Below are 12352 nucleotides of genomic sequence, written 5' to 3' on the forward strand. Positions count from 1 at the left end.
CATGTCCTTGTTCCTTCGGGTTGCCGGCCTGTCAGGATTATATTCCTACAGGGTGCCGGGTTTGTCAAATATATAATCGCCTGAAGAAAGCGGGTTCAAACCGTGAACAAAATCTGGCATGGTGCCGCCATGCCAATCATCTCGCCTGTCCCTCTCAACCCGCTCATCGATGGCCGTCAGTCGGAGCGCGCGATGCTCGTGCGGCGCGGCGTGCAGCGGCTGCTTAAGGAAATGGGCGCGCATGTGCTGCCCGAACTGTCGCTGGCGACCGGGCGCCGCGCCGACCTCGTCGCGCTGACCCGCCAGGGCGACATCTGGATCATCGAGATCAAATCCTCGATCGAGGATTTCAGGGTCGACCGCAAATGGCCGGACTACCGGCTGCACTCCGACCGCTTCTTCTTCGCCACCCATCCCGGCGTGCCCTCGGAAATCTTTCCGCAGGAATGCGGTTTTATCCTTTCCGACGGCTACGGCGCCGAAATCCTGCGCGATGCGCCCGAGCACCGCATGGCGGCGGCGACGCGCAAGGCGCTGATGCTGAGGATCGCACGGGCCGGTGCTTCACGGCTGCTCGCGGCGGAACTCGCTGGTGTCTCGGTGCCGGCGCTGGAGGGGGAGAGCGAGTAGAGAACGTTCGAACTATCTGGATACAGTGCTTTGCGCTGCCTACCCGACTGCCAGCGTTCGTAGTTGGCGAAAGCCTAAGCGGCATCCGATCTCCCCCCTTGCGGGGGAGATGTCCGGCAGGACAGAGGGGGGTGGGAAGGATTGCCAACTTTCAGCTCAACACACCCCAATCGGGAAACAGTCTTAGGGGTTTTGTTGCGATAGGTTTGGCAGGTCGGAGGGACAGCACCCCCCTCTGCCCTGCCGGGCATCTCCCCCGCAAGGGGGGAGATCAGCAGCTTCGCCCGATGGCGAAATGATGATCAATCTCGACCTAGAGCACTTCATCGTTTCACGGAAACGCCGAACCGCTCTAGATATTTGTTTTTACGCAATTCCGGACGGAAAACCGCTCCGCACTTTTCCTGGAATTGCTCTAGCCAGTTTCTATTCTTCTTCCTCGTCCGCCCCGTTCGCAGCCGGCGCGACCAGCAGCACGGCGGCGCCGAGGATCGCGGCGATGAAGGATCCGGCCAGGATGCCGACCTTGACCGCGTCCTGCAGCTCGACATTGTTGGCGAAAGCGAGCAGGCCGATGAACAGGCTCATGGTGAAGCCGATGCCGCAGAGCAGCGAAATACCGACCATGTGCAGCCAGCCGGCATTGACCGGCAGATCGGCAAAGCCGAACCGGATGGCAAGCGCTGAAGAGCCGAACACGCCGACCAGCTTGCCGGCGACGAGGCCAGCGGCGACGCCCAGCGTCAGCGGCTCAACCAGAGCGGCTGCGCTCAGGCCGGCCAACGAGACGCCGGCATTGGCAAAGCCGAAGATCGGGATGACGAAGAACGGCACGATGTTATGCAGGCCGTGTTCGAGCCGATGCAGCGGCGAATGGTCGAGATCATGGCTGATGCCCGGAGTGGCCTTCAGGGGTATGGTCAGGGCCAGCGCCACGCCGGCGAGCGTGGCATGCACGCCTGACTTCAGCACCAGCACCCACAGAACGGCACCAAGCACGAGATAGGGCAGCAGCGTCAGCACGCCCATGCGGTTGAGCGCGATGAGCAGAGCGATGACCGCGAAAGCGGCGCCGAGAAAGGCGAGCGACAGGCCGCTCGTGTAGAACACGGCGATGATGACGACCGCGCCAAGGTCGTCGATGATGGCAAGCGCGGTGAGGAATACCTTCAGCGACCCCGGCACGCGGTTGCCGAGCAGCGACAGCACGCCGAGCGCAAACGCGATGTCGGTAGCGGTCGGGATCGCCCAGCCGGACAGAGCGGCTGGGTTGTCGCGGTTGATGGCGACATAGACAAGTGCCGGCACCAGCATGCCGCCGGCGGCGGCGACGCCGGGCAGGACGCGCCGCGGCCAAGTCGAGAGCTGTCCGTCCAGCATCTCGCGCTTGATCTCCAGGCCGACCAGCAGGAAAAAGACGGCCATCAGGCCGTCATTGATCCAATGCGATACGCTGAGCGGTCCCAGATAGGCGTGAAGGGCGGCGAAATAGGTTTCGGCCAGCGGCGAATTGGCGACGATCAGCGCCAGTGCCGCGGCTGCCATCAGGATGATGCCGCCGGCCGCCTCGCTGTCGAGGAATTCGCGGAAAATGGAGACCGGCCGCTGTTTCTGGTCCTGCATGTCGCCTCTCATGGTCCCGGTCGGACGGAATCACGTCGCAGGATGATGCGCAAGCCCCGGCAATGAGGCAAGCAGCCTGTCAGTCAGCCGTTAGTCAGCGTGGGGCGCGCTTGGCGAGTATCCGCTGCAGCGTGCGGCGATGCATGTTGAGCCGGCGCGCGGTCTCGGAGACGTTGCGGTCGCACATTTCGTAGACGCGCTGGATGTGCTCCCAGCGCACACGGTCGGCCGACATCGGGTTTTCAGGCGGTGCGGCGCGTTCGCCAGCGGTGCGGGTTAGGGCGGCGAAAATGTCGTCGGCATCGGCCGGCTTCGACAGATAGTCGATGGCTCCCAGTTTCACCGCCGTCACCGCAGTGGCGATGTTGCCGTAGCCGGTGAGGATGATGGCGCGGGCGTCGTCGCGCTTCTCGCGGATGGCGGCGACGACATCGAGGCCGTTGCCGTCGGCGAGCCGCATGTCGACCACGGCATAAGCGGGCGGGTTGGCGCGCGCCTTGGCCACCGCCTCCTCGACGCTCTCGGCCGTCTCGACCACGAAACCCCTGGTTTCCATGGCGCGGGCAAGTCGCGTGAGGAATGGCTTGTCGTCGTCGACGATCAACAGCGAGGTGTCCTCGCCTTCAACCATTGCGCCAATCGTTTCGTCGCCATTCATCGTCTTCTAAATTCCTGCTGCCTGATTTTTACGCAAATATCGTTTTGGAGCGCTGTTGTCCAATTCAAGCCGTGTCAAACATGGTGGCCGAAGCCGATTCAGGATTGAGGAAGACGCTGCGTGGCCACGATATCTGCACGATGGCGCCCTCGCCCGGCTCGTTTGAATTGCGGAAATCAAGCGTGGCCCCCGAGCGTTCCAGCAAGGTCTTGGCTATGAAAAGCCCCAGGCCCAGGCCGCCGCCGGCCTCGGTGCCCTGGCGTGTCGACATATAGGGCTCGCCGATGCGGTCGATGATTTCGGGAGGGAAACCCGGCCCGTCGTCGGTGATCGAGAAGGTAACGGCGGCCTCGTTCCAGCTCCAGCGCACGGTGACGGCCTTGCGGGCAAAATCGACGGCGTTCTCGACCAGATTGCCGAGGCCGTAGATGACGCCGGGATTGCGCCGCCCTACCGGTTCGGGGCCGATGCGCTCGCCGGGACGAAGCTTGATCGAGATGCCGAAATCACGGTGCGGCGCCGTCATCTCCTCGACCAGCGAGGTCAGCGGCAGGCGGGAGAGATGCGCCTCGCCCTCAGACGAGAGGCTGGTGAGACGTTTGAGAATTTCGCGGCAACGCTCGCTCTGCGAGCGCAGCAGGGTCACGTCGTCCCGGTATTTCGGGTCATTGCCAAGTGCCTTCTCCATCTCCTTGACGACAAGGGTGATGGTGGCAAGTGGCGTGCCCAGCTCATGCGCGGCGGCGGCGGCAAGGCCGTCCAGTGCCGACAGGTGCTGCTCGCGCTGCAGCACCAGCTCGGTGGCGGCAAGCGCGTTGGCGAGCAAGCGTGCTTCCTCGGCCACGCGGAAGGCGTAGATCGCGGTGAAGGCGATCGAGGAAAACACCGCCATCCACATGCCTGCGACATAGATGAACGGCATCTCCAGCGGCGCGCCCTCATACCAGGGCAGCGGCAGATGGAAGAAGACCAGCAGGGTCGCCGCCACCATCACCAGCGCGCCGAGGATGGCCGTCAGGCGCAGCGGCAGCGACGTCGCCGAGATGACCACCGGCACGGTCACCAGCACCGAAAACGGATTGGTGAGGCCGCCGGTCATGTAGAGCAGGCCGGCAAGCTGCAGGCTGTCGATGGTCAGGATGGCAAAGGCCGGCAGCGGCGTCAGCCGATGCGCTGCCGGATAGCGGAAGGTCAGCAACAGGTTCATCCAGGCAGAGCAGGCGATCAGCGCGAAGCAGAGGCTGACAGGCAGCGGAAATTTCAGCCCATAGGCAACGACGAGCACCGTCAGGCTCTGGCCGACGATGGCGAGCCAGCGCAGCCTGATCAGCGTGTTGAGACGCAGCCGCTGGCTTTGCTGGAAGTCGGGCGCCTGCAGGATGTTTATCATGACCAAGGATTATAGCCGGGAAAGGAGAAGCGGTAGATGTTTCTGTCTTCTTGTTGACCATGATCGGATCATGGTCGGTCTGCGTCAGCTGCCACGCGGTTTGGCGCGGCTGGTGGCGGCGGCGAGAAGCGGGTTCTCCGGCCAGACGTGCCGGGGGTAGCGGCCACGCATGTCGGCCCGCACATCGGCCCAGGAACCGCGCCAGAAACCGGGCAGGTCGCGCGTCGTCTGGATCGGCCGGTGCGCGGGCGACAAAAGCTCGAGCGTCAGCGGCACGGTGCCATTGGCAATCGAAGGGTGCCGGTCGAGACCGAACAGCTCCTGGACGCGGATCGCCAGCACCGGCCATTCGCCGTCATAGCGGATCGGCACGCGACTGCCTGACGGCGCGTCGAAATGGGTCGGCGCCAGCGCCTCGATCCTGCGCTGGAGATCGTGCGGCACCAATGCCATGAGGCCGATCGAAAGCACGCCCGGGTCGATCGCGGCGAACGACGCCGCACCAGAGAGGTACGGCAGCAGCCAATCGTCGAGACTGTCGATGAGCGCGGCGTCGGAAACGTCGGGCCAGGGCGCGCCGAGGCCGCGATGCAGCCAGCCGAGCCGTTGGCGCAGCGTTTCCGCCTCCTTGCCCCACGGCAAAAGCGACAGCCCGTGTTGGCGCAAGGCGTCAAGGATCGCGTGATCCGCCTCAGTGCCGGCCGGCGCCGGCAGCATGCGTTCGGATAGCGTGATGGCGCCGAGGCGAACGGTTTCGCGCACGCGCACCGCGCGCCTGTCGCGGTCGAAGCTCGTTTCCCCGCGGGTCTCGATCTTGTCGGCAAGCGAAGCGCGAATGTCGGTCTCATCTATCGCCGCTGCTGCCGTGATGCGGGCATTCTGCGCCTTGCCCTGCAGGTCGGCGACGACGAGCCAGGTTTCGCCCGCCAGGGGATCAGCGGTGTCGAGCATGGCGCCCGAACCGTTGGCCAGCACGAAACGGCCGCGCTCGCCGCGCGCCCTGGCGACACGGTCCGGCCAGGCACGGATGAGGAGGGCGCCGGCGGAAGCCTGCTCATTGTTTCTCCCGCCACCGGCCTGCCTCGCCAGCCGCTCTGCAAGCTGCCGCGCCGATGTGGCGCGCGGCGATCTTTCGGATCGGAACCGCATCAGCCGGCGTTCGAGGTCGGCGCCGTCGCCGCCAAGGCCGCGCTCGGTGAGCAGCACGGCGAGCATGGCCGCCTCGAACGCCTGGCCGGTCTTCGCCGCCTCGGCGACCATGTGAGCGAGCCGCACCGGTAGCGCCAGCCTGCGCATCGCAGCACCCGCTTCCGTCAGGCGCCCTGCCTCGTCAATGGCATCGAGCGCACGAAGCAGCGACCTTGCCTCGTTGAGCGCCGGGGCCGGCGGCGGATCGAGGAACGAAAGGCTCGTTGGATCGGCAACACCGAAGGCGGCGCAATCGAGCAGAAGTCCGGAAAGATCGGCCTCGATGATCTCCGGCGGGGTGAACGCGGGAAGTGCCGCCGTCTGCTCGGCTCGCCACAGCCGGATGGCGACGCCCGGTTGTGTGCGTCCGGCGCGGCCGGCGCGCTGGTCGGCGGAGGCTCTGCTGACACGCACCGTCTCCAGCCGCGTCAGGCCGCTGGCCGGCTCGTAGCGCGGCAGCCGCGACAGACCGGAATCGATGACGACGCGCACACCGTCGATGGTGATCGAGGTTTCGGCGATCGACGTTGCCAGCACCACCTTGCGGCGGCCGGATGGCGCCGGCTTGATGGCCGCGTCCTGCGCCTTGCCGTCGAGCATGCCGTAGAGTGGCACGATGTCGGTGTCGGCACTGACGCGGCCCTGCAGCCGCTCGGCGGTGCGCTCGATCTCGCGCTGGCCGGGCAGGAAGGCGAGCACGCTGCCGCTCTCCTCGGCAAGGGCCGCGCGGATCGCCTTGGCCATGGCGTCCTCGATGGCGATGCCGGCCGGCCGTTCGTCGTAACGGATATCGACGGGAAAGGCGCGGCCTTCGCTCTCGATCACCGGGGCGCCGGAAAGCAAGCGAGCGACACGCGCGCCGTCGAGCGTTGCCGACGTCACCAGCAATCGCAGATCGGGCCTCAGCGCACCTTGCACATCGAGCGCCAGCGCCAGACCGAAATCGCCGTCGAGCGAGCGCTCGTGGAATTCGTCGAAGAACACCGCCGAGACACCGGGCAGTTCCGGATCGTCGAGGATCATGCGGGACAGCACGCCCTCGGTAACGACAAGAATTTTCGTCCTTGCCGAGGTCCGGTTTTCCATGCGCATGGCATAGCCGACCGTCTCGCCGGGCTCCTCGCCGAGCAGTTCGGCCATGCGGCGGGCAGCGGCGCGGGCAGCGAGCCGGCGCGGCTCGAGCAGAATGATCTTGCCCGTGCCGAGCCATGCTGCATCGAGCAGCGCCAGTGGCACCAGCGTCGTCTTGCCGGCGCCGGGCGGCGCCACCAGCACGGCGCTGTTGCCATGGCCAAGCGCCTCGCTGAGCGCCGGCAGCACGGCGGAGACCGGGAGTTCCGGCAAGGGTTTTCTGGTCATCGTCCCACGGACGTACTCATCCAATCGCGGCAGGTCCGCAGCGTCGGCATATCAGCGGTGGCGGTCGCCGCGCAACCGACGGCAGCGGGCCAGTTCAAAGCCGGGTTCGCGAAAATGGGTTCCAGCGCACCGTGCCCAACCTCGCCTCCTCGCGCACCATCGTCAAAAGGCCGGAGCCACCGACGATGGCGAGACCGACAAGCGACAGAAAATCGGGATATTCCTGGAAGAACAGCGCGCCCAGGATGACCGCCCAGACGATCTGCGAATAATGCGTCGGCGCGATCCGGTTGGCTGGCGCGTATTTCACGGCCATAAGCTGAAGCAATTGTCCGCAAGACGTGAACGCACCCGACAGCACCAACCAGGTCAGCTGCCTTGCGTCCGGAAGCGTGAATGACGTGGCCGCGGCACCGATGCCGTTGAAGAACAGGCCGTAGCCAATCAGCACGCCGAGCATCGTCGTGCGCTTTTCCCCAGCCGCGAGCGAGCGCATCAGGATGATGCTGGCGGCGGCAAGGAAAGCAACGCCGAACGCAGCGAGGTGACCGAGATGCATCTCGCGAAAGTCCGGCCGCACGACCAGCATGACGCCGGCAAAGCCGGCGACCACCGCCAGCCATCGCCAAGGGCCGACCTTCTCCTTGAGGATGAGGGTGGAAAGGATGGTGACGCAGAGCGGCGCCAGGAAAATCAGCGCATAGGCTTCCGCCAGCGGGATGGTGGTGAAGGCATAGACGCTGAGCACGCCGGACGCGATGCCGGCCCAGGCGCGGGCCTGAACCGCCCAAGGCCGCTTCGTGCGCCAGAAATCGCGCCAGCGTTCGCCGTTCAGCCGGGTGAAGAGAAGAAAGAAGCCGGCAAACAATGTCGAGAAGAACCCGATCTCGAACACCGTGAACTGCCCACCCAGGCTTTTGACAACGGCATCGTTGAATGAATAGCTTGCATAGGCGATCAGGGCGAGCAGAATTCCGTTCGTCACGTGTTTCCAGTTCCAGGGAGAGCAGGGTGAAGATACTGGCGCTCGGTGCGCATCCGGACGACATCGAGATTTTCATGTTCGGTACGATGGCAGCCTATGCCGCGCAAGGCGCAGAACTGGTTTTTGCGATAGCCACGGACGGCGCCAAGGGTGGGAAGGGCGATCCGGAACCGCTCGCCCGCGCCCGCCGCGAGGAAGCGGCTGTGGCGGCGGACCTGCTTGGCGCAACACCGCACTTCCTCGATTTTCCGGACGGCGCGCTGGTTGCCGACGCCGCGCTGATCGCGGCACTGAAGACGCTGATCGGCGACGTGAAGCCGGACCTGGCGATCACCCATGCGCCGAACGACTATCATGGCGACCACCGCGCGCTGTCGGACGGCGTGCGCATCGCGGCGTCTTTCGCAGTCCCGGTGCTGCATGCCGATACGCTCGGCGGTACCGGTTTTTCGCCGACGCATTATGTCGACATATCAGGGCATTTCGATCGCAAGGCGATGGCGATCCGGGCGCATCAGTCGCAGGATCCCGAACGTTTCGTCGATGCGGCGCGCACGCAGAACGCGTTTCGCGCCGGCCAGTGCAATGGCGCAGCCGGTTCCTTCGCCGAAGCCTTTCGCTTCGAGCCGGTCTTCCCGTTCGCCGACATACGCGCTCTGCTGCCGCCGGCCCCAGCAATCCGGCCGGTGACAGTGAGCACCAAAACGGTCAAATAAGCCGGCACCCGGCGCGCCAGACAACCCGACAGAAGCCGCCTTTCCTGAACCAGCGCCCGGAGCCGACGCGCCATGCTGCGGTGCAGCGACGAATTCGCTTGCCTTGTTTAGTAAAAATTGCATCACTAAACAAATTACTAAACATCCGGCGCTCAACCCGTCATAGTGTTTAGGCCCCTGAGGAGGGGGGTTGAGGTTTTTGAAACCGTCATCCGGGCGCGTTTCGCAAATGGGAGGAAGGCATGAAATCGACCTTGAAACTGACGTTGGGACTGACCTCGGCGATGTTTGCGTCGACAGCCGTTTCGAACGTCGCGCATGCGGAAGATCTGACGCTTTGCTGGGCAGCCTGGGACCCGGCGAACGCTCTTGTGGAACTGTCCAAGGATTTCACCAAGGAATCCGGCATCGGCATGAAATTCGAGTTCGTGCCGTGGACCAACTATGCCGATCGGTTTCTCAACGAACTGAATTCCAAGGGCAAGCTGTGCGACCTGATCATCGGCGATAGCCAGTGGATCGGCGGCTCCGCCGAGAACGGCCATTACGTCAAGCTGAACGACTTCTTCGACAAGGAGAAGATCAGCATGGACGACTTCGTGCCGGCCACGGTCGTCGGCTATTCGGAATGGCCGAAGAACACGCCGAACTACTGGGCACTGCCGGCCATGGGCGATGTCGTCGGCTGGACCTATCGCAAGGACTGGTTCTCCAAGCCGGAACTGCAGAAGGAATTCAAGGAGAAATACGGCTGGGATCTCGCCGCGCCGACGACCTTCGACCAGCTGAAGCAGATCGCCGAGTTCTTCCAGAAGCGCGAGATCGACGGCAAGACCGTGTACGGCGCGTCGATCTATACCGAGCGCGGCTCCGAAGGCATCACCATGGGCGCCATGGACGTGCTCTACAGCTTCGGCTTCAAATACGAGAACCCCGACAAGCCCTACGAGATGGACGGCTTCGTCAACTCCGAGAAATCGGTGAAGGGTCTGGAGTTCTACAAGGCGCTCTACGACTGCTGCACGCCTCCCGGGGCTTCGAACAGCTACATGGGCGAAGGCGTCGATGCCTTCAAATCCGGCCAAGTGGCGATGCACATGAACTTCGCCTTTACCTGGCCAGGCCTGCAGAAGGACGAGAATGTCGGCGGCGACAAGATTGGCTATTTCGCCAATCCCAAAGGTCCCGACGGCGACCAGTTCGCCCAGCTCGGCGGCCAGGGCATCTCGGTGGTTTCCTATTCCGACAAGCAGGAAGCCGCGCTCAAATACATCAAGTGGTTCGCCAACAAGGACGTGCAGGCCAAATGGTGGTCGCTCGGCGGCTATTCCTGCCTCAACGCGGTCGTGAAAGACCCGAGCTTTCCGGCCAGCCAGCCTTATGCGCAGACCTTCCTCGACTCGATGGCCATCGTGAAGGACTTCTGGGCTGAGCCGAGCTATGCGCCGCTGCTGCAGGCGTCGCAGAAGCGCTTCCACGACTATGTCGTGGCCGGCCAGGGTTCGGCGAAGGACGCGCTCGACGGCCTGGTCAAGGACTGGACCGAGGTCTTCCAGGACGACGGCAAGATGTAATCGGCGAGAGACCGGCTCCTCCCGAGCCACGACCCCAGGGCCGGATGATTTCGGGTCTCCGACCCGAAATCATCCGGCCCCGGACCAAGAGCGAGTGAGCATGATGTCGTCCGAAAACCGCTTAACACTTTTCGGCATCATGCTCTGGTCCCGTGCCGCCCTTGGCACGGGACACAGTTCAGATAAATTCCAATGTCGAGACGACTTGAAGTGACCGAAGCGGGACTGACCATGCTCAATCGGACTGCGGACAGCGTTGCCCGGGCCACGCCTGAGCCGTTGGCCCGCAAGGTCCGGGGCATCAGCGACAAGGGCCTCGCCTGGCTGTTCATCTCGCCGACGATCCTGTTGCTGCTCGCCATCAACATCTTTCCGCTGTTCTGGGCGATCTATCTGTCCTTCACCAACTACCGCGCCAACCGCCCCAACGAGGTGGTGAAGAATGTCGGCCTTGCCAACTACAAGCGCATACTCGGCGACCAGGACATCTGGATCGCCATGCAGACGACGGCGCATTTCGTGTTCTGGACCATCCTGCTGCAGACGCTGATCGGTTTCACGCTGGCCTGGCTGATCGACCGGAAGTTTCGCGGCCATGCCTTCTGGACGACGATCATTCTGGTGCCGATGATGCTGTCGCCGGCAGTGGTCGGCAATTTCTGGCGCTTCCTCTACGAGCCGCAGATCGGCCTGTTCGCCTATGCCATCTCGTTCGTGTCAGGCATTCCGGCAACGGAGATCGGCATGCTCTCCAATGTCTCGCTGGCGCCGTGGTCGATCATCATCGTCGACACCTGGATGTGGACGCCGTACGTGATGCTGATCTGCCTCGCGGGCTTACGCTCGATCCCCGAATACATCTATGAGGCGGCCGAGGTCGACCGTGCCTCCAACTGGCGGCAGTTCTGGTCGATCACGCTGCCGATGGCGCTGCCCTTCATCATGCTGGCGGTGCTGTTCCGCGGCATCGAGAACTTCAAGATGTTCGACATGGTCAACCTGCTCACCGGCGGCGGACCCGGCTCGACCACCGAAGTCGCCTCAATCACGCTGAAGCGGCAGGCCTTCGAAAGCTGGCGGACGGGCTATTCCTCGGCCTTCGCCATCATCCTCTTCGTCGCGGTGTTCGGGCTGGCCAATATCTACGTCAAGGCGCTCAACAAGGTGAAGCAGAGATGAGCCTGACGTCAGCCCATTCGGTCGTCGCACCCTCGGCCACGTCGAAGCGCGTCGCCGGCACGATCATCGTGCTTTACGCGCTTATCTCGATCGTGCCGCTGCTGTGGATCTTCGCCACCAGCTTCAAGACGCCGCCGGATTCGATTGCGTATCCGCCGAAGATCCTGTTCCAGCCTAGCCTCGAAGGCTACTGCAATCTGTTCACGACGCGCACAAGGCAGACGCCGGAATACATCAACTCGCTTGGACCGGCGACCGGCTTCTGCGACGAGACCACGCGCAAGCGCAACATGGTGATCGCCGGCCCGTCCAACTTCATGCCGCGCTTCGTCAATTCGCTGATCATCGCCTTCGGCTCGACTTTTTGCGCGGTGTTCCTCGGCACGTTGTCGGCCTATGGCTTCTCGCGCTTCAAGGTGCCGCTGGCCGACGACCTTCTCTTCTTCATCCTGTCGACGCGGATGATGCCGCCGATCGCGGTCGCCATTCCCATATATCTGATGTATCGCGAGCTTGGCCTGTCGGACACCGCGCTCGGCATGATCCTGCTCTATACGGCGGTCAATGTGTCGCTTGCGGTGTGGCTGCTGAAGGGCTTCATCGACGAGATCCCGCGCGAGTACGAAGAAGCGGCGATGATCGACGGTTATACGCGGCTGCAGGCCTTCTGGCGCACCGTGCTGCCGCAGGCGACCACCGGTATTGCCGCGACCGCCATCTTCTGCCTGATCTTTGCCTGGAACGAATATGCGTTCGCCGCTCTGCTGACTTCGGGCACGGCGCAGACCGCGCCGCCCTTCATCCCGACCATCATTGGCGAAGGCGGCCAGGACTGGCCGGCGGTCGCTGCAGGCACGACGATCTTCCTGGTGCCGATCCTGGTGTTCACCATCCTGCTTCGCAAGCAATTGCTGCGTGGCATCACCTTCGGCGCGGTGCGCAAATGATTGATGTGGGAATAAGAAACCGACGGTGCCACCGTTTCCCTTCTCCTCGTCCACGGCTACGGGATCGACACATTTGCGAACGCTTACCGTTTAGCGATAGCGT

The 12352-nt window shown here is 63.7% G+C and carries 10 protein-coding genes; 5 read left to right on the forward strand and 5 right to left on the reverse strand.

What is annotated here, in order from left to right:
• Window positions 1-129 precede the first annotated feature (129 nt).
• Window positions 130-630, forward strand: a complete 501-nt coding sequence (locus CIT25_RS09415) for an MmcB family DNA repair protein (protein ID WP_095484288.1) — start codon at window positions 130-132, stop codon at window positions 628-630.
• A 426-nt stretch (window positions 631-1056) separates the two neighbouring features.
• On the opposite strand, the gene nhaA is transcribed toward CIT25_RS09415, so the two are convergent.
• The 5 genes from nhaA to CIT25_RS09440 all read right to left on the reverse strand — a co-directional run bounded on the left by nhaA (window position 1057) and on the right by CIT25_RS09440 (window position 7833).
• Window positions 1057-2253 carry a Na+/H+ antiporter NhaA gene (nhaA, locus tag CIT25_RS09420; RefSeq protein WP_095485037.1) on the reverse strand — a complete coding sequence of 399 codons (1197 nt, stop codon included), beginning with the start codon at window positions 2251-2253 and terminating at the stop codon, window positions 1057-1059.
• 94 nt (window positions 2254-2347) lie between these two features.
• Window positions 2348-2911 (reverse strand): ActR/PrrA/RegA family redox response regulator transcription factor, encoded by a 564-nt coding sequence (locus CIT25_RS09425; protein ID WP_082982096.1) that lies wholly within the window; start codon window positions 2909-2911, stop codon window positions 2348-2350.
• Between the two features lie 64 nt (window positions 2912-2975).
• Window positions 2976-4301, reverse strand: coding sequence for an ActS/PrrB/RegB family redox-sensitive histidine kinase (locus CIT25_RS09430; protein WP_164759047.1), 1326 nt, complete (start codon window positions 4299-4301; stop codon window positions 2976-2978).
• A gap of 84 nt (window positions 4302-4385) precedes the next feature.
• A complete protein-coding gene (hrpB, locus tag CIT25_RS09435) occupies window positions 4386-6848 on the reverse strand; it encodes an ATP-dependent helicase HrpB (protein WP_095484290.1) in 2463 nt (820 codons plus the stop codon).
• 94 nt (window positions 6849-6942) lie between these two features.
• Window positions 6943-7833: a DMT family transporter gene (locus tag CIT25_RS09440; protein WP_095484291.1), complete on the reverse strand. Its 891-nt coding sequence runs from the start codon at window positions 7831-7833 to the stop codon at window positions 6943-6945.
• A gap of 26 nt (window positions 7834-7859) precedes the next feature.
• Between CIT25_RS09440 and CIT25_RS09445 the strand changes: the two genes are divergently transcribed.
• The 4 genes from CIT25_RS09445 (at window position 7860) to CIT25_RS09460 (ending at window position 12249) form a co-directional block, all read left to right on the forward strand.
• The gene (locus tag CIT25_RS09445; RefSeq protein WP_095484292.1) at window positions 7860-8549 is read left to right on the forward strand and encodes a PIG-L deacetylase family protein; all 690 of its coding nucleotides are present in this window, start codon (window positions 7860-7862) and stop codon (window positions 8547-8549) included.
• Window positions 8550-8791: 242 nt separating this feature from the next.
• Window positions 8792-10123: an ABC transporter substrate-binding protein gene (locus CIT25_RS09450; protein ID WP_095484293.1), complete on the forward strand. Its 1332-nt coding sequence runs from the start codon at window positions 8792-8794 to the stop codon at window positions 10121-10123.
• Between the two features lie 231 nt (window positions 10124-10354).
• Window positions 10355-11302, forward strand: a complete 948-nt coding sequence (locus tag CIT25_RS09455) for a carbohydrate ABC transporter permease (protein WP_095485038.1) — start codon at window positions 10355-10357, stop codon at window positions 11300-11302.
• A complete protein-coding gene (locus CIT25_RS09460) occupies window positions 11299-12249 on the forward strand; it encodes a carbohydrate ABC transporter permease (protein WP_095484294.1) in 951 nt (316 codons plus the stop codon). The genes CIT25_RS09455 and CIT25_RS09460 overlap by 4 nt, the downstream gene beginning before the upstream one ends.
• The last annotated feature ends 103 nt before the right edge of the window (window positions 12250-12352 follow it).

The sequence above is a fragment of the Mesorhizobium mediterraneum genome, assembly GCF_002284565.1.
In the GTDB taxonomy this organism is placed as follows: Bacteria; Pseudomonadota; Alphaproteobacteria; order Rhizobiales; family Rhizobiaceae; genus Mesorhizobium; species Mesorhizobium mediterraneum.

Bases quoted from the DNA above. Each gene is read 5' to 3' on its own strand.
- CIT25_RS09415 (WP_095484288.1), top strand. From the start codon at position 130: ATGCCAATCATCTCGCCTGTCCCTCTCAACCCGCTCATCGATGGCCGT.
- nhaA (WP_095485037.1), bottom strand. From the start codon at position 2,253: ATGCAGGACCAGAAACAGCGGCCGGTCTCCATTTTCCGCGAATTCCTC.
- CIT25_RS09425 (WP_082982096.1), bottom strand. From the start codon at position 2,911: ATGAATGGCGACGAAACGATTGGCGCAATGGTTGAAGGCGAGGACACC.
- CIT25_RS09430 (WP_164759047.1), bottom strand. From the start codon at position 4,301: ATGATAAACATCCTGCAGGCGCCCGACTTCCAGCAAAGCCAGCGGCTG.
- hrpB (WP_095484290.1), bottom strand. From the start codon at position 6,848: ATGACCAGAAAACCCTTGCCGGAACTCCCGGTCTCCGCCGTGCTGCCG.
- CIT25_RS09450 (WP_095484293.1), top strand. From the start codon at position 8,792: ATGAAATCGACCTTGAAACTGACGTTGGGACTGACCTCGGCGATGTTT.
- CIT25_RS09455 (WP_095485038.1), top strand. From the start codon at position 10,355: ATGCTCAATCGGACTGCGGACAGCGTTGCCCGGGCCACGCCTGAGCCG.
- CIT25_RS09460 (WP_095484294.1), top strand. From the start codon at position 11,299: ATGAGCCTGACGTCAGCCCATTCGGTCGTCGCACCCTCGGCCACGTCG.